Origin of the sequence: Microcoleus sp. F4-D5 (genome assembly GCF_036704885.1) — a bacterium.
GTDB lineage: Bacteria > Cyanobacteriota > Cyanobacteriia > Cyanobacteriales > Microcoleaceae > Microcoleus.
Genome location: NZ_JAUBSX010000033.1, coordinates 51,261 through 71,339 on the forward strand (window position 1 = coordinate 51,261; position 20,079 = coordinate 71,339).

The following is a 20,079-nucleotide window of genomic DNA, read 5'->3' on the forward strand; positions in this document are numbered from 1 at the left end:
TAAAATCTAAAATCTAAAATCTAAAATCGACTGACGAGGTTTTAGGGTTGGCAGGGGCGGAGGTTGCAGTCGAATGCCAAGCTGGGGTGTGTTGAGTGCGATCGCGCAAGAATTCAACAAAAGTCTAGGCGCTTTCACTCCTACCTACTTTCGCTCACAACCAACCCTCAACCACCACGCAAGCGGAGTTATCAGTTCGTAGTGTTAAGTTGTGTGTTAAGAAATTGGTACGGTGTCAATGAATTTATTCGCGCTCGTTCAAAGGAAGAGTTGTAAGTGTTGAATTTTGAGTATTGATTTCGCAATTCTCAACTCAAAACTCAATATTCCTAACTCGATAAAAGCCTCCTTATTTCTATCTCTCAGATTTATCTGCTGAGCATAACTCATAACTCTGTACGGGCGGGTTTAACTACAACAGTTAACAGTGAACAGTCAACAGTTAACAGTTAACTTTCCTTCCAGCCTGCACCAACTTACAGCTCGTAACTCTTCAAGCTACTACTAATTACAGTGAAAGTCAGAGGCACTATGAGTGCGTAAGTGTCTCTAACTTGCTGCCAGTTTTTTGAGGAAATTGAATGACAAAGCAGATAGTTATAGCAGAGCAGCATCGCATTGCTGCCGTCTTTTCAGAAGATCAAATCCAAGAACTTGTGGTAGCCACAGGCAGCCACCAAGTCAGCGACATTTACTTGGGCATTGTCGAAAATGTACTCCCCGGGATAGATGCGGCGTTTGTCAATATTGGCGATCCCGAACGTAATGGGTTCATGCACGTAACAGACCTCGGCCCGCTGCGACTTAAACGGTCAGCAGGAGCTATTACAGAACTCCTGACCCCCCAGCAGAAAGTGGTGGTACAGGTAATGAAAGAACCGACGGGCAGCAAAGGCCCCCGGCTAACAGGCAACATTACCTTGCCGGGCCGCTATTTGGTACTGATGCCCTACGGCAGGGGAGTCAACCTGTCACGTCGGATCAAGTCGGAAGCCGAGCGCAACCGCCTCAGAGCTCTGGCTGTTTTGGTGAAACCGGCGGGGATGGGGCTGCTGGTACGCACCGAAGCTGAAGGGATGACTGAAGAAGCCATCATGGAAGATTTGGAAGTCCTCCAAAAACAGTGGGAAGCCGTTCAACTCGAAGGTGGTACCTCGCGGGCGCCAGCACTGCTCAACCGGGATGACGATTTTATCCAGCGGGTGCTGCGAGATATGTTCAGCGGTGACGTGAATCGGATTGTGGTGGACTCGCAAAATGGAATTAAGCGGGTGAAGCAGCAGTTGATGAGCTGGAACGGCGGTAAACTGCCTGCGGGAGTTTTGATCGACCACCACCGAGAGCGCGCCTCGATTTTAGAATTTTTCCGGGTTAACGCTGCGATTCGAGAAGCCCTCAGACCGAGGGTTGATTTGCCTTCGGGCGGTTATGTGATTATCGAGCCGACTGAGGCGCTGACGGTGATCGATGTCAACTCTGGCTCGTTTACTCGATCTGCCACGGCTCGCGAAACGGTACTCTGGACAAATTGCGAAGCAGCTACGGAAATTGCCAGACAACTGCGGTTACGCAATATTGCCGGGGTGATTATTGTTGACTTTATTGACATGGAATCCCGCCGCGATCAGTTGCAGGTGCTGGAACATTTCAATAAAGCTCTCAAAGCTGACAAAGCTCGGCCGCAAATCGCTCAACTGTCGGAATTGGGACTGGTAGAACTGACCCGCAAGCGCCAAGGTCAAAATATTTATGAGTTGTTCGGCCACACTTGCCCTACTTGCAGCGGGTTGGGTCATCTGGTGCACTTGCCCGGGGAAGAAGACTTCGCCGCAGCGGTGCGGGAATCGGGCGATCGCACTGTTGCTACGTCGAACCGCGTTTTGTTGAATTTGCCCGAAGGATTGGAACGCCGCAGCTTGACGCCTGTGGCGGCTGCAACTCCTGCACCGGTGCGGGAAGAACGCCTCCCGGAACCTGCTCGGGCTGCTTGGGAACCTCAGAGCGAAAGTTTGGATTTTGAGACCGGCAGCAACGCCTCGCCTTTGGACTTGCTCAACCATCCCAGCTATCAGGATTTGGGGAACGGAACTAGACGCCGCCGCCGCCGCCGGATTGGCGAAGAGCCTTTTGCTCTTCCGGCGGAGGAGGAGCCGGTACGCAGCAAGTTGCGGCTGCCGAATACTTCGAGCGCGCCCGTCGCGGATACGCGCTCTGAGTATCTGGCACCCCCCGGCATCCGGGCGGCTTCGGAGGGCTTCGGGCTGGTGAATATGGCGACTGTTGGCAGGCGCGAGGATTTCGATCGCGTGCGCCCGGCTAAGTCTGAGTTGATGAAGCCGATGGTGGAGCCTCCAGAGGTGATTTCGGTGGAAATGACGCCAGAGGAACAGGATGTTTATGCGCTGATGGGGGTTTCTCCTTTGGTACTTACGGATCGCAGCGTGAAAAATCCTAAGAATGCGATCGTTTCGGTTACTCTCCCAGGAGCGGCCCCGAACAAGCCGCCTTTCGAGCAGCTCGAATTTGAATTTGAAGCGACGACGCCTGCACAGAATATTGAGGAACGGGATTATTATCCAGAGAGGTCGGTAGTTGAGCCTGTTTTTTCTGAGGATGATGATGAGGCCCCAATTTATGGCGAGAGTTCGATCGACGAAACTGATGATTTCGATCGGATGGAGGAACCCAGCGATGTGATGGACGAATCCTATGAACAGATCGAGTCCCATGAGGCGATCGAATCTCATGAACCGATCGAATCTCATGAAGAGATCGAGTCCCATGAGGCGATCGAATCTCATGAGGCGATCGAATCGAGCGAACCCGAGGAGCCTGCTATCAACCGCCGCCGCCGCCGCCGCTCATCTGCCCTTTTGGATGAATAGTTATGAAGGAAGAGGGAAGAGAGATGAAGGAAGCAAGAAGCAGAAAGAAGGAAGAAGTAGAAATTTTTACTCTCTTCCCATCTTTTCATCTTCCCCTTTCCCCCTCTCCCTCGAAGGCTCTGGTAATTGCGGGTGTGGATGAAGTCGGACGCGGGGCTTTGTTCGGGCCGGTGGTGGCTGCTGCCTGCATTTTGCCCGACGAAGTTCTCGATGAATTAGCAAGTTGCGGGGTGCGCGACAGCAAGCAGTTGAGTGCCGCAGCCCGGAGTCGGTTAGCCGTGAAAATCCGGGCTGTGGCGGTTGACTGTCAAATTGGTGCGGCTTCGGTGCGGGAGATCGATCGCCTCAATATTTTGCAGGCTTCTTTGTTGGCGATGAAACGGGCGATTTTGAAATTGAAGGTTACTCCTGATTTGTGTTTGGTTGACGGGAATCAAAGAATCCCCAATTTGGCGATCGAGCAAGAGACAATGATCCAGGGTGATGCGCGATCGATTCAGATTGCTGCTGCTAGTATTGTGGCGAAGGTTTGGCGCGATGAATTAATCCTGCGGATGGCTGTTAAGTATCCTGAATATGACTTGACAAATAACAAAGGATATGGAACAGCAAAACATAAATTGGCTTTGGAACGCTGCGGTGTGTCTGTCTTTCACCGACAATCTTTTAGTCCTTGTCAAAAATAGTTATCAGAAATCAGAATTACTTGTTACATCGCGTCCGGTTAACCCTCTTATGTCACTAAGCGGCAGAATAAAAATAGAAATCAGGGTGAGACAGGAATATAAAAATAGAGGAAGTAAGCTTATAAACGATAGATTGAAGTTTAGCAAACCCTAAAGATAATTGAGGAATAGGAAAGACTGTAAGCCAAGGCAGAATTAAGTTAAATAGGATAAAAGGTTGAAGTAGTAGATGAATATTGTTCACAATATTCTTCCACCCTTTACCATTATCCCACCAGGAATGAGAAGCGAATAAGAATTGAGAATCTGATGTCCGGGGGCGCATTTGTTCTGAATGAAGACTAACCATGAGGTAGGCACTACAAACAATCTCCCACCATCGCTCTATATCGCAGTAGCGAGTCAAACGATAATCTGCCCAACCTAATTCATTCTTATTTTGCTTTAAACCATACTCAACCCATGTTCTTAAGTCAGAAAAATTACCAACATCTCTTGGTGTAATGTCTGGGTATTTACTCATCACATACCAAGTAGAGTTTCCGGTAATTTCTCAATGTCTGTGGTAATTGGCCAGTACCTTTTTTATTGTCATTTGCCATGTATTATCTCTCTAATAAATCGCTGCTCACTGCTCGATTCTGAAAAGACTCTTTTAAATGTATGCCACTTGATATATTGAGTCTGTTGGATTGGCAGTAGCTCTACAGAATGGTTTGACCGAATCGCTACTAAATAATTTAAACCTAGTTTATATAATATTGGTAGAAAATTTGTACCACTCTCCCCATATAGACTATCTGCTAGCACCAAGTTGAAGTTAAAACCCATCCATTGCAGCTTTTTTATTAGCAGGGCTGCTATTTGTGGTTTCGTTAAGTATTTATCTTCTGGCTTTAATCTTTCACGGGGTTTGTACACTTCAAATAGTAATGGAAAAGTCATTCCACAAAACACACCATATGCTGTAACTGCCACAATTCCATTCTCTACCTTCCCCAAATTTCCTATGTATTGGCGTTTGACATAATCTGTGGTCTTCCCTTTCTTTCTATCTCCAGTCTCATCAATAATTAAAATGATTGGTCTGCCTTGTAAAAATTGTAGGATTAGTTGGAGGGGCAAAGTTCTTAATTTTTCTACTTCCCAAGGTGATGTCGCTAAGAAATGATGTAAGCCTTGATAGTTATCTAATCCCACTATTTGTGAGCTATTTCTGGTAGACTTTTACGTTTTAAATCAGAAATACATCCTATGTGTAGATACTTGAATGCCTCAAAATTTCTCACATCTGAAAAGAGGCTTTTATACCACAGACAATATTCATCCACAAATTTTACGGTTGGTATGGGTGGACGAGGCTCTACCATGCTCTGTCTTTACGTTAAGGGCTTTGTGCATTATTATACTACTGCGAAAGTGACACAAGAGGCGTTAATCAGCGATCTCACGAGTGCGATCGTCCCGCTCGCTCTTTTAAACGATCGCGATTCAAAATAAAAGAAGCACTCGACCTATCTTTTTTTTGACAACAATCCGCCCCAGGGCAATAAACCTCAATCTCTAATTCGCTTTACCCGAATGGAACTAAGATAGGTTATATTGCAAAAACTGGTAGTTGTTTGGTAAAAGTATTGTTTGTGCCAACTACCTAAGCCAGTTGTCATCCCATTCATGAATCGGTTTTGGGGAGTGGTGAGTGGGAAGTGAGGAAATCCTTAATTAACTGCTATTTGGGCAGAAGCTATTAGTGTTGCCGATCTCCAAAAGTACAGGAAAGCCGCACGAGGTTACATCAGCGATCGTAGAAAAATGAGCCAAAACATTGCTAATTTGATAGAAAGACACGCCCAAAACTTTCCAGACAAATGTGCGATCGCGCGTGCCTTAGCCATGCGTCCGGAAATCTTGATTTTGGACGAACCGTTCGGGACGCTTGATGCCATCACGCCAGAAGAGTTGCAAGAAGAACTGCTGCAAATTTGGCGGGAACACCGAGTTACCGTGCTGGTGATTGCCCGCGATATCGATCGAGCGCTATTTTTAGCCGACCGCTCAGTCATGATGACCAATAGCCTAGCTGCCCGCATTGGTGAGGTACTCGATATTCCCTTTGAACGTCCGCCCCAACGCGATCGCATTATGGAAGACCAAAAATACTACGACCTGCAGAATTACGCCCTCGACTTCCTGTTTTGCCGCTTTGCCCACGACGAATAGGGGATTAGGGACTGGTGATTCGGGGGAGTATTTGCTTCTAACTCCTCACTCCTCACTTGTTTGCCACCCTGTTCCTACCTACATTCAGCACCCACAACTATCGCAAAGCACTTGATCGAGCGCCTAAGCTGTAGCACCAACGGGGTCAACGGGCTATGTCCCTGATTCTGTCTGCTTTGTAGCTCCCTGTGTTACCCCGTCAGCTTTAACCCTTCACTAACTATTAAAATCTTGCAACTTAACCTCGCCAAATTGTGGAGTTTTGTGTTGTGGGATGCCTTCATTCTATAATTTTTATCTCACCCAATCATGTGAGGGAATTGTCTGAGTCGGGTAATGCCCTACCAGTCTAGATAGTTGAGAGCAGGAAAAAGTCAAATGTTTAGAATCAATCAACTACCCATGGTGGTAGATATAGCAATTACCCTTTTCGGCATTGCTGGGCTTGTGGCTGTGTTCGTGTTTTTGAACTGGTTGGCTGGCTTTAGCTTGAAAGCGCTAGAGTCAACCCGGTTTCGGAATCACTCTCCAAAAGTCACGAACCTGCGACAAAATATCACGGTCATATTACTCGTGACCTGCGTCGCTCTGTGTTTGCTGGTGGCAGGAGTGAATGGGGCGCTGATTTTTCAGGGGAAAAGTCTGTTGTCCTTTTACCTGGGTTTGCTCAGCAGCATTCCCCGCAAAATTTGGAACCAACTAGCGATCGCCTTGTTGAAGTGCATTAGCCTACTATTGCTGGTCAAGCTCAGTTTACCTTCTCTACTAAAGGTGCTCGATCGGGGCAGCGTGCTGGCTCAAGGCTCGGATCAGATCACCGCCAACGACGAAAGCGTTGAGGTATTTTTCAACTCGCTCAAAAAGGTTGTATCAAATGGAACTTGGCTGCTGGCTTTGATTTTGTGCAGCGATTTTCTGAACGCACCGGCTGTCGTCACCAAGTATCTCAGAGTCGGACTCAAAGCTTATCTGGCAGTTTCTCTAGGGCAGTTGCTCATCAAAGTGCTGTCTGTGCTGATCGACACGCTGGATGCTCTGAGTCTGCGTTACTCCAGCAGCGAAAATGTATTGCGTCACTATGAACGCTTTCGACACTTAGTGCCAGGACTGAAGAAGGCGCTGGAATACATTTTGTATGTTGCGATCGCAACTCTAATTATTCAAGACATCGACTCCATCGCTTGGATTACGAATTATTCAGGTCAAATCATCCAGATAATTGGACTCTATTTCCTGTGCGGAGTATTTATTGAATTTACTAATATCATATTAGAAGATTTAGTCCTCAAAACCGATCATCTTACCGATTTGCAGCGGCAGCGGCGTCTTACTATCATTCCCCTCTTCAAAAGTATCTTAAAGTATCTGACTTATTTTGTCGGAGGAATTCTTGTTCTCAATTTAGTCGGCATCAATCCAGCTCCCATTCTGGCTGGAGCAGGTATAATCGGTTTAGCTGTGGGGTTTGGGGCGCAAAACTTAATCAACGATATTGTCTGCGGCTTCTTCATTTTGTTTGAAAACTACTATCTTGTAGGCGACTACATCGAGGCAGGGAAGGAAGAAGACCGGATTTTGGAGGGAGAAGTTGAAGCCATCGAACTCCGTACTACTCATGTTCGTCACCCAGACGGACAGTTACAGATTATCCGCAACGGAGAAATCGGCTCAATCGTCAATTACTCCAAGCGATACAGCTATGCCAAGGTAGATGTTCCAGCTCTACCAGGTTTGGATCTGGATGCAGTGTATGCATTAATTAATGAGGCCGGACGGCAGCTTCAGAGTGAATGCCCAGAAGTATTGGAACCCACGCGAATTGAAGGACTAGAAAATTTTGATGTTGACAATCTGGTTATCCGAACCATGACTCGGGTGAAACCAGGCAAGCATCTATATATTCAACGGTTATTACGCAGCAAGCTCAAGTCAGTGTTCGATGACAATTTGCACAGAGATAAATTTGCACAGAGATAATTGAGTAGGTCTGGATTAAGTTAGTGCACCAGACGCAGGTGGTGAGTTGGTTTTGTGGGATTTATCTTTGTTGCCGCACGAGTACGATCGCCTGCGATTGCAGCGACCAGAGCGAAGATATGGTTTAAATGAGAAAAAGCTTCTTCCTCCAAGTGCGATTCTCAAACCGACGTTAGAAGAACTTATCCTCATAAACTCCTGGAAGGTTCATGCGATTAGAGCGGTGATTCGTGGTCGGCGCGTTATGGTTGCCAACTTTGTTGGTTGTACTTCACCAGAAGAGCCACTTTGGCTCTGGAATTAAGACGTTGCTGAAAGAGTGATGAATAAACGGAACTTACCCCCGCAGGGGGTAGTTTCGGTGGCTCTATTCTTTGAGCTGTGTTAGTTTTAGCCATTTGGCAGTTCCAATTTTGCAGCCATGTATTTAAGATTTTCTTAATATTTAGAACCAAAGTATTGCTGTATCCTAAAATTAATTCAAACCCTCTCCACATAAGGGTTGTAGAAAGTTCCAGTTATGTACTTGATTTTCCCGCTCCAGAAAAGTCTTGCCCTGTAATGGTTTCAGAAGAAATTAATCTTATGTGCGGGGTAAGTTCCGAATAAACTGGCAAAATAAACGTCTGTGGATGTAAGCTTATGCTCCAAAACAGCATGAGCCCATCCAAGTTCATTTGTTGCTCAAACTTTTCGGTGTAGCTCTATAATTCGTATTCATTAAGTGAGTAATACATTCATTCAACGGTTGTTATCAAGAAGTTTTTGTCACACAACAAATATGACCAGTACACTAGAATCGCCACAGCAACAAACAAATTCACTATCAACTCCGATGCTGCTATTCTTATTAGTCGTCGGAGTATTTACCTTGTCCCTAGCAGCAATCTTTATCAGATTGAGCGAACAGTATATCGGCCCCAATGCTACAGTATTCAATCGCTTTTGGATAGCCACTGCCATCTTTGGACTGTGGAGGGGGAGCACGGCGATCGCTTCTCGAATATCCGGCGATTCCTCCGCACAAAAGGAGACTTACGCACTTCCCGATTTACTACTGCTGGTAGTATCAGCAACCGTAATTTCCATTTCCCACATTTGCTGGGCTTGGTCTCTGACTCAAACTAACGTTGCCAACGCAAATTTACTGCATAATTTGACTCCCATTTTTGCTACTCTTGGAGGTTGGCTGCTGTTAGGTCATAACTTCGATCGCAGATTTCTCACAGGTATGATTCTAACCATAGCCGGAGCGATCGCCATTGGCATTCAAGATTTGCAAATCGCTACCGATCAGCTTATCGGTGATGCTTTGGCTTTGCTTTCTGCTGTATTTTATGCAGCGAATTTTATAGTCATGGAAAAACTGAGAGACAAGTTTTCCGCAATAAGCGTACAACTGTGGTCTTGTTTGTTTAGATGTTTTTTGACCTTTCCCGTCGCTGTATTTACAGAAGCTCAAATTTTCCCTTCTTCTTTGGAGGGATGGGTGCCAGTATTTTGCCTAGCTCTTTTCTGCCAAGTAATCGGTTCGGTGATTCTCGTCTATAGCCTCAAGCAGTTCTCCTCTGGTTTTATTTCTCTGTTCCTTCTACTCGAGCCAATTATTACTACAACTCTGGCATGGATCTTTTTTGCAGAACACTTAAGTTTCTTCAACTTGTTGGCTTTCCTCGTAGTTTTGGTTGGTATATATATAGCTAAATCCGGTCAGGGAGCTAATAAAGAGAATATGAAAATTCTAGCTGAGGATGCGACCTTTGAGTCAGAGGCTGGCTAGTACATGATGATGAAAATATTCCTGTTGTGAAAAGGAGTTATTTGTGAAAAATCAACCTTTGCTCGCTCGTCAAGACCTGCTATCTTTGTTTCTTAAAAACCAAACAGCTACTGAGAAAATAGGAATGGAGGTGGAATTAGGTGTAGTCGATCCTAACACGGGAATATTCCTAGCTTACGAGGCAATTAATGGTGTTAGATCCATACTAGAAGCCTTGATGAAAACCGATGACTGGACTCCCATTTATGAAGAAGACGATCTTCTTCTAGGGCTTGTATAAGCCGATGAAACAGAAGCGATCTTGGAAGCTGGGGGACAACTCGAATATACATCTGCTCCAGCAAAGGATTTAGTAGAACTTATCCAGAGGATGCGTCAAGTTGTTTTGAGCATTGCAGAGGTAGCGTGCGGATTAGGAACTGCCTTGATAGCAGGTAGTATGCTGCCGTTCGATAAACCTGAAGATGCCAAATGGGCACCGAAGCCGCAATATCTAATGACGTTAGATTATCTAGCCAGTTTAGGAATCGATTCACTAGGTTGGTGTACAGGGTCAAGAACGTTGTCTACGCAAGTAACCTTTGATTATCTATCTGAAGATGACATGAATCGCAAGGTGCGAGCTCTTGTCGCAGCCGCCCCTGTCTTCACAGCTTTGTTCGCTAACTCTCCCATTGTGGAAGGACTGGTTGACGGGATTTTATCGCATCGAGCTTTTTACTGGTTGAGATTCGATCCGGCTCGCTGCGGTTGTATTCCTCCCGCGTTGAGCGGTTCGATGACTTTCAATGACTATAGCAATCCTAATTGAGATTCAAATGTATGGTATATTTGTACCACACATAGCAAGTTTGGGCTTTGTTTGGACTTGAAATTTGTTTGAGTCCGGCTAACACCGTTCCTAGAATCAATCCCAAATCTTCACCAGGATCTCGAACAACTTCAGCAGGGACATCATCACGCGAAATTCGCTCGACAAGATGGTGAATTCTGTCTTTGTTAATTTATTATACAAAAAAGATAAGATTATTCAATGCAGCAAAAAACTGCATCACTATCTCGTTTTCAGAAAATATGGATCGCCTCTGCCTGACTAAGTTCAGTCCTGCTGTCGCGTCTGGCTCAGTATCATCTAATTGCCGGTTCAGTCGGTCAACCATCGCTAATTTGTTCGATCGGCAATTCTATGATAAACTCGGCTCCGTGGCCGAGTGCAGACACGCAACTAAGTTTGCCACCGTGTTCTCGGACAACTTTGTAGGAAATTGACAGGCCCAAACCGGTGCCTTTGCCGGCGGGTTTGGTGGTAAAAAAAGCCTCGAATAACTGCTGGGAAACTTCTTCTGGCATACCGGGGCCGTTGTCAGAAATCCTAATTACAGCATTGGAATTTTGGACTTCTGTCCTAATTTTAATCTTGCTGCGGTTAGTTTTGACTTCGGCAACTGAACGCCCTTCGTTGTATTCCTCGATCGCGTCGATCGCATTTCCGATCAAATTCATAAATACCTGATTGATTTTCCCGGCATAACACTCAACCAAAGGCAAATTTCCATAGTCTTTAATTACCGCAATTTCGGGATAGTTACCTCTGGCTTTCAGGCGGCTTTGCAGAATCAGCAACGTTCCTTCAATCCCTTCGTGCAGATTAACCTTGCTCATTTGAGAATCATCTTTGCGGGAGAAATTTCTGAGCGATCGCACGATTTCCCGAATGCGATCGGCCCCAACCTGCATCGAGGACATCGCTTTCGGCAAATCTTCTAGCAGAAACTCTAATTCGATATCCTCAATTTTCTTTTGAATTGCTGCCGGCGGCTGCGGGCAGTGCTGCTGGTACATATCGATCAAATTCAGCAAATCTTCGGTGTAGTGGCCGACGTGAACGAGATTGCCGCAGACGCTGCTAACGGGATTGTTAATTTCGTGAGCGACACCGGCTATCATTTGACCGAGAGTAGACATTTTCTCAGTGTGAATCAATTGAGCTTGAGTTTGCTGCAATTCGCGCAAAGTATTTTCGAGTTGAAGTTTTTGCTGGGTTAACTCTGTTTGCGATCGCAGCAAAGCTTCTTCACTGCGTTTCTGCTCTGAAATATCAGTAATTAACCCTTCCAAAGCTATCAATTCTCCCGAGTCGGAAAAGACTCCCAAACCTTGCTCCCAAACCCATTTTAATTCGCCATTTTTAGAAGTTATTCGGTAATTGAGCTGATAGGGTCGATTTTCTTGCAAGGCAACTTGCACGGCATTCCACAAATTATCGCGATCGTCCGGGTGAGTCAATTCCGAGAGAGAAACTTGCCGAGTGCCGATAAATTCTTCAGGAGAATAGCCGGATAACTGATAGCAACCTTCGCTGACAAACTCCATACTGCGATCGGGATCGTTGCGAAAACGGTAGGCCATCCCCGGCAAATTGCTCATCAGCGTCGCCAAAGCCCGCTGGCTTTCCCGTAGGGCTTCTTCGGCCTGTTTGCGATCGGTAATATCCGTCATTACCGCCAGCATACAGAGTTCGCCGTCCAAATTAATCAATTCCGCTGACAGCAAACACACCACCACCGAGCCCGACTTCATCCGAAACTCGCATTCCTGATTGCGAACAACACCTTGTTGGTGCAACCTTTGCCTAAAATTAAGTCTCTCTTGAAGGCTTACCCAAATATTTAACCCCGGTACTGTATTGCAGGTCGTTTCTTCTAAAGCGTAACCAGTCATCGACAAAAAACTATCATTAACTTCAATAAAACGACCCTCAGCAAAAGTAGTAATAATCATCGGGTCTGGACTCGATCGAAAAGCTTTAGAAAACTTTTCTTCCGACAATCTCAACTTTGTAATAGCCTCTTCCAACTGACTTGTCCGCTTTTTAACCCGGCATTCCAATACCTCGTTAGCCTGCTTCAGGGCCACCTGGGCCTGCACCCGATAAGTGATATCGCGCACCACGGCTTGCAGCCCCATTTTGCCACCGATATCCATAGAAGTTAGCAGCACTTCCGCCGGAAACTCAGAACCGTCCAAACGGCAGTGCCGCCAATCAAAACGGCAATTTCCCATTTCTACAGCCGTATTAATTCGGTCTTGATAAAGACTTATAGAATCTTGTCCGTCCGGTTGCAACGGCGGGCTAAATTCCGAAGGATGCTTGCCGCAAAACTCCGATTCAGTGCTGCATCCAAATAACTTTAAAGTAGCCGGGTTGCAATCCAAAAAACCCTCTTCGTCTAGCAGCATTACCGCATCAGTCGTCGATTCGTACAAAGTGCGAAACTTTTTTTCCGACGCTTGCAAAGAAGCAATCAACTGCATCTTTTCCTCAGCCGCCCGCTTTTGCTCGGTAATATCCTGCATTACTTGAGAAAACCCCTGCAACTGTCCCCTTTCATCGCGCAAAGGAGTTACAATAATATTCGCCCAAAATCGCGACCGATCTTTGCGAAACCGCCAGCCTTCATTTTCGTATCGACCTTCTGCCAGCGCCCTGGTTAATTTTTCTTGGGGTTTGCCGATTTCAATATCTTCTTTTGTGAAAAAACACTCCGAATTATTGCCGACTATTTCATGAGCTTTGTATCCAAAGATGCGTTCTGCACCAGAATTCCAGCTAGCTACATACCCGTCAGTATCTAACATAAATATAGCATAATCCTTAACACCTTCAATTATTAAGCGCAGGCGTTCTTCGCTTTCTCGAAGTCCCGATTCTGCTTGCTTGCGCTGGGTGATATCTTCTACAAAACCTTCGTAGTAGAGCAATTTACCCCCTTCATCGCAGACAGCCCGCGCATTTTCAGCGATCCAAATTATTGTGCCGTCTCGGCGATAAATCTCCGACTCAAAATCAGATACCATGCCCTGTTCTTGCAAAGCAGAAATAAACTGATTGCGCCGATGCGGATTGACGTAAAGCTGGTCGCTGATATTAGTCAGACAGCTCATCAATTCTGCTGGGGAATTATATCCGTAGATGCGAGCCAAAGCTGGGTTAGCGCTGATGTAGCGACCTGATTCGGTTGTTTGAAAAATACCGGACACAGCATTTTCAAACATACTGTAATATTTTGCTTCCATTTGGTGCAGTGCCTCCGCGACATTCAGGCATTCTATCGATTTATTTCCTAATTTTTGATTTCCCACTTGTGAATACCCTGCTCTTGGATTGGAGTTGAATATTTTTGGTCTACTGCCTGTTAAACTTGAGCCGTTAATGAGGCAGGAAGATGCTGTGGCACAGCCGGACACGAATGTGTTTATTCATCTGTCATACAGGGCTGTTAGTTGTTAGTTCCTGCTGATGAAAGTTTAGTCGATCCGGTCTGTCTTTCTTTGAGCCGTGACTGGCTGTCACCATCGGATCGCAAAATCGATCGGCCTGCGGTGCAGGTATCCGAGCCAAATCCGCTCGTTGAAATCTCCCTGAAATATATTAGCAGTTGAATACCCTGAAATAAGTTAGCGGCAAGGCTATTGTTACTATAATAAAAGGCTGCGACTTCTACAACCGCAAGAGTCTATTTTTAGGCTGTGAGCGAGAGTTCGATCGACTCTTACCCAAGACAACTAACCCGCCTGCATGAGCCAAAGGCCCCCTGTCCGTGCTGTCAGTCGATTTGAGATTTGAATTTGAGATTAAAGAATTGACTCCGCAGATGAATCTTGGGCTCCCTAATTTCTAAAATTTTTTGCTCTCCACAACTCCTGTCGGAAACTTTTATCGGTCTTTGGGTGCTCAGAGTTACTGTTAAGTATTCTTGCTGATAGATAATACAGCAGACTGCTGGCAGTTGTACGATCGGGGGTTTCTCTGTAAAGTTGGCATAACAAGAGGGTAATTGTTGTATCAAAAAATTCATATTCGGCGACTGCGGACGGACAAATTCTTTAGCGGTGCTGGCATTTGGGCAAAAATCTGGGCCCGGGCGCGCTCTCATTTGGTCGGCAAGTCTGGTAAAATCCCGATCGATTCTCGGTTTGGCCTAAAAGCTCGATCGGGCTAAATTTGACTAGAACTAATAAATGACAAATTCTCCTCTCCTAGCAACGTCAGAGTTATCCCCTACTTCAACCCAGACGGCGGATTCTTCTGTATGGCCAGTCCTCCTGCAACAACTATTAGACAGACAATCTCTCTCGCGCGCCCAAGCAGCCGACTTGATGCAGGGATGGCTAGCAGAAGCTATTCCCCCCGTCCTCTCAGGAGCAATTTTAGCCGCCATCCAAGCCAAAGGCATCTCTGCCCAAGAATTGGCAGGAATGGCTCAGGTATTGCATTCTCAGTCGCTTGCAGGCGAATCGGAGAGCGTTTTCAATTCCCAATCTCCAATCTCCAATTTCCAATTAATTGATACTTGCGGCACCGGCGGCGACGGCGCTTCCACGTTTAACATTTCCACTGCTGTAGCTTTTGTGGCCGCCGCCGGCAAAGTTCGAGTCGCGAAACACGGAAATCGCTCCGCATCGAGCAAAGTGGGTTCTGCTGACGTGTTGGAAGCACTGGGAGTCAACCTCAACGCCGATGCCGCGAAGGTGAGATCTGCGGTAGAGGCAGTAGGGATCACCTTTTTATTTGCACCTGGGTGGCATCCGGCACTTAAGGCTGTAGCGTCGCTCCGGCGCACTTTGAAGGTACGGACTGTTTTTAACCTTTTAGGGCCTCTTGTCAATCCTATGCGCCCTACAGGGCAGGTAATTGGGGTGTTCGATCCTAGTCTGGTATCAACTATTGCCCAAGCTTTGGGCGAGTTGGGGACTGAGTTAGCTGTAGTCGTTCACGGCAGAGAAAAATTGGACGAGGCGGGTTTGGGTGATGTGACTGATTTGGCGGTTTTGTCGGATGGCAAAGTGGAACTCACTACTTTAGACCCCCAAAAGGTAGGATTGACACCAAGTGCGATCGGCTCGTTAAAAGGCGGAAATGTTGAGGAAAACGCCGAGATTTTGCGGCACGTTTTGCAAGGCAAAGGTACGCCAGCACAAATGGATGTTGTAGCTTTGAATGCGTCTTTGGCTTTTCAGGTGGGAGGTGCAATTCCTATGGGTTCTCACGCAGCAGGAGTTTCTCTGGCTAAGGACATTTTATTGAGCGGCGAATCTTGGGTGAAGTTGCAGCAGTTGATTGAGTTTTTGAAATGAAGAAAGTTCGGCAACGAGCAATGTACGGGATGTAACGGATGTAACGGGTGGAAGAAAGATGAAGGAAGTTCGGCAACGGATTAGCTTTCTGAGGATGTAAAGGATGTAACGGATGTCAGTCAGATGTCCGTCGCAAGAAGGAAAAAGGAATAAGGAATAAGGAAGAAGGAATAAGGTATTTTTTGTTTTAACTAACCAACAAGAAAAATTATTGAATTTTCAATTTTTCTTGACTTCTTCCCTCGGGCTTCTTCGTTTTTTTTAAGAGCGCGATCGAAATTCAATGACATCTTGCTTAATAGTCACATCTTTATTACCAAAAAAGTCGTGACCCAAAAGTCCGATATCTAGGGATGGCGAGATGGCAACAACTACATTTTGAACTGCCAGACCCCCAGCTTCAATAGAAGTCAGGCGACCGAGGGGAAAAGTAGCCACTCCGTTGGGAGTTTGTGCTTGCACTGTTCCCTGAAGAACAACGCCCAAGGCTTTAGCCATTGCTGGTGTAATTACTGTGCCGCTAGCTCCAGAATCTACCATCATCTCGAACTTTTGTTTCCCGTTAAACGTGACTTCTATGACGGGGATATTAGCCTCTCGGCGTTTAATTTTTGCCTGAAATACTCCAGACTGCGCTGCGGGCGAAGTAGGGGGATTAAATGCTTCGGGGAGAAAACCGCAGACTGATTGGCTGAGGTTGACGGTTCGGCCTGACGAGCTCCGCATGAAGCATCCCTCACTTTCTTGAGCCACTGCTCGCGAGGAGTTGGCAACAGTCCCTACTAAAATTGAACCGCTCAGAGAAATAATAGTTGTTACAACCAGTAACGGTTTGCGCAGTTTTTGAGCGTTCAGTAGATGTTTGTATAAGTTTGAGAGTAAAGGCAAGGGAGATTTGCTAGCCATAGTTTCGTTAAACGCTGTAGGTCGATCGTAACAGCGGCAACTGCCTTTTGGTATAGATAGAAAATTTCCGCCCGCCTCCTCAGCTACTGGCAGATAAATTGCTGGCGCGGGGGGAGATGGAGAATTTGCACTTGTTGCTGCTTGTTGATTGCGTGTGACTTAAGTGCCTTGCTTTGCCGAACTCTTGCACAAATTAAAATAATATCTGTATATTGCCGACTAGCATCAAATCCCTGGCAGTGGTAAGAATTAAACCAAACGAAAGTAATTAAGGATGCCATGTCACTTTCAACTGCACAACCCGCTCTCCTAGTCCTGGCTGACGGTACTGCTTACCGCGGCTGGTCGTTTGGCGCTGACGCCACGGTCGTTGGCGAGGTAGTATTTAATACGGGAATGACGGGCTATCAAGAAGTATTGACCGATCCCAGCTATTGCGGTCAAATTGTAACTTTTACTTATCCAGAATTGGGCAATACCGGGGTAAATCTCGAAGACGAAGAATCTTCGCGCCCGCAAGTTCGGGGTGCGATCGCCCGCAACGTATGCAGCCGCCCCAGCAACTGGCGGTGCTCGCAATCTCTGCAAGACTACCTGAAACAGTACGATATCCCGGGAATTTACGGGATCGACACCCGCGCCCTGACTCGCAAAATTCGCACGGTGGGAGCAATCAACGGCGGCATTTCGACCGTGATTCTCGACCAGGCGGAGCTTTTGGAGCAAGTGCAACAGGCCCCCAGCATGGTCGGGCTGAATCTGGTTGGGGAAGTGACCACCCGCAAAGTTTACGAGTGGTCTGAAGCCACGGATTCGGTTTGGGAGTTCAGTCCCACAGTCAAACCTGCTAGCGGCAAAATGTGGACGGTGGTAGCGATCGATTTTGGGATCAAGCGCAACATCCTGCGGCGTTTGGCGAGTTACGGGTGTCGAGTCATTGTTGTCCCCGCTGACACGTCGCCGGAGGAAATCCTCAAATACAACCCGGATGGCATTTTTCTGTCCAACGGCCCGGGAGATCCCGCGACGGTAACGGAAGGGATCGCGACGGCAAAAGCTTTGTTAAAGTCCGACAAACCTGTATTCGGTATCTGCATGGGACACCAGATTTTGGGACTTTCCTTGGGTGCAGAAACTTTTAAACTCAAGTTCGGCCACCGGGGATTGAATCATCCAGCGGGTTTAACTCAGCAAGTAGAAATTACTAGCCAAAATCACGGTTTTGCGATCGACCCCGATTCCCTAGTCCCCGAAGTAGAAATTACTCATCTCAATTTGAACGATCGCACCGTAGCCGGATTGAAGCACAAAACCCTGCCGCTGTTCTCAGTCCAGTACCACCCGGAAGCCAGTCCCGGCCCGCACGACGCCGACTATTTATTCGATCGATTCGTGCAGTCAATGCGAGACAATCAAAAAGTAGCCACCAGCAAGTAGTCAGCAGTCAAGCAGTCAGCAGTCAGCAGTCAGCAGTCCGCTAATGACTGCTGCCTCAAAAAAAACTAAAAACTGCTGACCAAAAAACTGTAGACAAAAAACCAAAAAACTCCTATAATGAAGCCTCGACTTTAAGCCATATCTAGCTAGGAGGGTGTCATTCCTGAGTCATTGACCCTGACCGTTAGCCTCAGAGGCACTCGCGAAGTCAAGAATAACTATCAGTTATTTCGCCTGACTGGCCTGCTGGACGCTTTTTCTGAGGCTACTTTTCGGAAGGTACTGAGCAAATGTATTGACGAGGGCCCAAAACACGTAGTTTTGGACTTGTCTCAGATAGATTTTGTGGACAGTTCAGGTTTGGGCGCACTTGTGCAACTTGTCAAGAAGGCCCAAACCTTGGAGGGGACATTGCAAATTGTCTCAAATCCTCGCGTAACTCAGACTGTTAAACTGGTTCGCTTAGAGAAATTTTTGTCTTTGCAGCCTTCGGTTGATGAGGCGGTAAAAAACGTCAAGGATGCTTGACGAAAAGTGGATTTAATTAGCTATCCGGTTCTCAACGCTGGATAGCAAATTTTTATGGTTGTGCTGGTATAAAAATACCGATTTTCCCAGAAGCTGGGACACGCACAAACCGCTATTTCCCTCAATGCTTTGATATCCGGTGGATAGCCAGTAAAATATGTGTGGCAAACACGCGGAAAAATGGTATAAGAAGTAGGGAACAAGCAGGAAGCGATCGCGTTAACAAAGCCGTGCAGTCGCTATAATTGCTGAAGTGACGAAAGACGAAACAAGTAAGTGACTAGAACAACCAAGCTGTGCGGAAGTTTTATTTGAAAAAGTATGTCGCCGATCGCAGATGACGGGCTCAAACTGAGTCTGACTGATATCAGTTTAAATCGACAGCATCCTGCGAGGGCTACACCAGCAGATATAGAAAGGATTTCGCCCGCAGCGTGGGCATATTTGGGAGATGCAGTATACGAACTCTACGTTCGGAGTTCGTACTTAGTGCCACCCAAAAGATTGCAAGCTTATCACGAATTGGTGGTGGGGCAAGTACGAGCCGAAACTCAAGCGCGTCACCTGCGATCGATCTCTCCTTACTTGAACAGTATAGAATTAGCAATTGTCAAGCGCGGCCGCAATGCCGCATCGGGCCGTTCTAAGCGAGCAGATCCAGAAATATACCAACAAGCCAGCAGCTTAGAAACCTTGGTCGGATATTTGTACCTCACCGATCCCGAAAGATTGACCGAACTTTTGGCACTTTTAGAACTTGAGACTTAAAGGATGTTGTAGCAGTTAAGAGTTGGGAATGGGGAGGATTAATTAACCATCCTGGCACGGCGGCTAACATAAAAGAGCAAAAATCTCGATCTGGCAAACAGGATTTATCAGCCATTAATTAGCAACTTTACCACAGTAAAATCCTTGCTTCCTATCCAGGCAATCTAAAATCTCAAAGCCTCAAGATTCATCCGTTAATTCTTCAATTATTCAATCAATGCTTCCTCTTCAGCCAATCTAAAATCTCACATCCCCAAGATTGCTCCGTCAATTCTTCAATCAAAAATCGAAAATCGTTTTGACTGCCACAAGAAACCCATGAGAAAATTTACCAAACCAAACTCCTCGCGATCGCATTCCGACAGCAAGCCCTTCAAAAGCGAAGGCCGCCGTCAGGACTCAGAACCATCGTCTCCCCGTTTTGAACGCAAGCCCCGTCCCGACACTGGCCCAAGAGACGCGCCTCAAAAAAGATCGACCTTCTCCCCCCAATCCCGAGAAATGCCCGTGCGAGCAATTTTCAAACGGAGAGTCGATTCCGACAGCCAACCGTCCCTTCGCAGAAATAATCCTTTCCAAGACAGAGACAGTAGCCTGCAGGAATCCCGGGGCAATTATTACCAAGACAGAGACAGAGACAGAGACAGCAGCCCCCAGCCGGCCCGCAACAATTTCAGAGACAGAGACAGAGACAGAGACAGCAGCCCCCAGCCGGCCCGCAACAATTTCAGAGACAGAGACAGAGACAGAGACA

Annotated in this window: 15 protein-coding genes and 2 pseudogenes; 13 read left to right on the forward strand and 4 right to left on the reverse strand. The window is 46.6% G+C overall.

Features of this window, described 5'->3' with window-relative positions; translation table 11 throughout:
- Positions 1 to 73: 73 nt before the first annotated feature.
- The 3 genes from QUA80_RS16950 to QUA80_RS16960 all read left to right on the forward strand — a co-directional run bounded on the left by QUA80_RS16950 (position 74) and on the right by QUA80_RS16960 (position 3,571).
- Positions 74 to 202 carry a hypothetical protein gene (locus QUA80_RS16950; protein ID WP_333381732.1) on the forward strand — a complete coding sequence of 43 codons (129 nt, stop codon included), beginning with the start codon at positions 74 to 76 and terminating at the stop codon, positions 200 to 202.
- Positions 203 to 581: 379 nt separating this feature from the next.
- The gene (locus QUA80_RS16955; protein WP_333426315.1) at positions 582 to 2,885 is read left to right on the forward strand and encodes an Rne/Rng family ribonuclease; all 2,304 of its coding nucleotides are present in this window, start codon (positions 582 to 584) and stop codon (positions 2,883 to 2,885) included.
- A 2-nt stretch (positions 2,886 to 2,887) separates the two neighbouring features.
- On the forward strand, positions 2,888 to 3,571 hold the full coding sequence (locus QUA80_RS16960) for a ribonuclease HII (RefSeq protein ID WP_333426316.1): 684 nt from the start codon (positions 2,888 to 2,890) through the stop codon (positions 3,569 to 3,571).
- Positions 3,572 to 3,626: 55 nt separating this feature from the next.
- Here QUA80_RS16960 and QUA80_RS16965 read toward each other — a convergent pair.
- Positions 3,627 to 4,941, reverse strand: a pseudogene (locus tag QUA80_RS16965) (IS701 family transposase).
- A gap of 442 nt (positions 4,942 to 5,383) precedes the next feature.
- On the opposite strand from QUA80_RS16965, the gene QUA80_RS16970 reads away from it, so the two are divergent.
- The 5 genes from QUA80_RS16970 to QUA80_RS16990 all read left to right on the forward strand — a co-directional run bounded on the left by QUA80_RS16970 (position 5,384) and on the right by QUA80_RS16990 (position 10,359).
- Positions 5,384 to 5,791 carry a hypothetical protein gene (locus tag QUA80_RS16970; protein ID WP_333426317.1) on the forward strand — a complete coding sequence of 136 codons (408 nt, stop codon included), beginning with the start codon at positions 5,384 to 5,386 and terminating at the stop codon, positions 5,789 to 5,791.
- Between the two features lie 378 nt (positions 5,792 to 6,169).
- Complete coding sequence (locus QUA80_RS16975) at positions 6,170 to 7,768, forward strand: mechanosensitive ion channel domain-containing protein (protein ID WP_333426318.1); 1,599 nt, start codon at positions 6,170 to 6,172, stop codon at positions 7,766 to 7,768.
- A gap of 781 nt (positions 7,769 to 8,549) precedes the next feature.
- Positions 8,550 to 9,548, forward strand: a complete 999-nt coding sequence (locus tag QUA80_RS16980; RefSeq protein WP_333426319.1) for a DMT family transporter — start codon at positions 8,550 to 8,552, stop codon at positions 9,546 to 9,548.
- A 43-nt stretch (positions 9,549 to 9,591) separates the two neighbouring features.
- Positions 9,592 to 9,828 carry a hypothetical protein gene (locus tag QUA80_RS16985; protein WP_333426320.1) on the forward strand — a complete coding sequence of 79 codons (237 nt, stop codon included), beginning with the start codon at positions 9,592 to 9,594 and terminating at the stop codon, positions 9,826 to 9,828.
- Between the two features lie 21 nt (positions 9,829 to 9,849).
- On the forward strand, positions 9,850 to 10,359 hold the full coding sequence (locus tag QUA80_RS16990) for a glutamate-cysteine ligase family protein (RefSeq protein WP_333426321.1): 510 nt from the start codon (positions 9,850 to 9,852) through the stop codon (positions 10,357 to 10,359).
- Positions 10,360 to 10,700: 341 nt separating this feature from the next.
- Here the strand turns inward: QUA80_RS16990 and QUA80_RS16995 are convergent, their stop codons facing one another.
- Positions 10,701 to 13,691, reverse strand: a complete 2,991-nt coding sequence (locus tag QUA80_RS16995) for a PAS domain S-box protein (RefSeq protein WP_333426322.1) — start codon at positions 13,689 to 13,691, stop codon at positions 10,701 to 10,703.
- A gap of 464 nt (positions 13,692 to 14,155) precedes the next feature.
- Positions 14,156 to 14,407 (reverse strand): hypothetical protein, encoded by a 252-nt coding sequence (locus QUA80_RS17000; RefSeq protein ID WP_333426323.1) that lies wholly within the window; start codon positions 14,405 to 14,407, stop codon positions 14,156 to 14,158.
- 163 nt (positions 14,408 to 14,570) lie between these two features.
- Here QUA80_RS17000 and trpD point away from each other — a divergent pair, with 163 nt between their 5' ends.
- Positions 14,571 to 15,686: an anthranilate phosphoribosyltransferase gene (gene trpD / locus QUA80_RS17005; protein ID WP_333426324.1), complete on the forward strand. Its 1,116-nt coding sequence runs from the start codon at positions 14,571 to 14,573 to the stop codon at positions 15,684 to 15,686.
- A 261-nt stretch (positions 15,687 to 15,947) separates the two neighbouring features.
- Here the strand turns inward: trpD and QUA80_RS17010 are convergent, their stop codons facing one another.
- Positions 15,948 to 16,592: a retropepsin-like aspartic protease gene (locus QUA80_RS17010; protein WP_333426325.1), complete on the reverse strand. Its 645-nt coding sequence runs from the start codon at positions 16,590 to 16,592 to the stop codon at positions 15,948 to 15,950.
- Between the two features lie 279 nt (positions 16,593 to 16,871).
- On the opposite strand from QUA80_RS17010, the gene carA reads away from it, so the two are divergent.
- From carA to QUA80_RS17030, 4 genes and pseudogenes are all read left to right on the forward strand, one after another.
- Entirely contained in the window at positions 16,872 to 18,029 is a 1,158-nt protein-coding gene (carA, locus tag QUA80_RS17015) for a glutamine-hydrolyzing carbamoyl-phosphate synthase small subunit (RefSeq protein WP_333426326.1), read from the forward strand.
- A gap of 171 nt (positions 18,030 to 18,200) precedes the next feature.
- Positions 18,201 to 18,557, forward strand: a complete 357-nt coding sequence (locus QUA80_RS17020; RefSeq protein ID WP_333239745.1) for an STAS domain-containing protein — start codon at positions 18,201 to 18,203, stop codon at positions 18,555 to 18,557.
- Between the two features lie 321 nt (positions 18,558 to 18,878).
- The gene (locus tag QUA80_RS17025) at positions 18,879 to 19,325 is read left to right on the forward strand and encodes a ribonuclease III domain-containing protein (protein ID WP_333239743.1); all 447 of its coding nucleotides are present in this window, start codon (positions 18,879 to 18,881) and stop codon (positions 19,323 to 19,325) included.
- A 318-nt stretch (positions 19,326 to 19,643) separates the two neighbouring features.
- Positions 19,644 to 20,079: pseudogene (locus QUA80_RS17030) on the forward strand (23S rRNA (guanosine(2251)-2'-O)-methyltransferase RlmB); the annotation flags it as partial.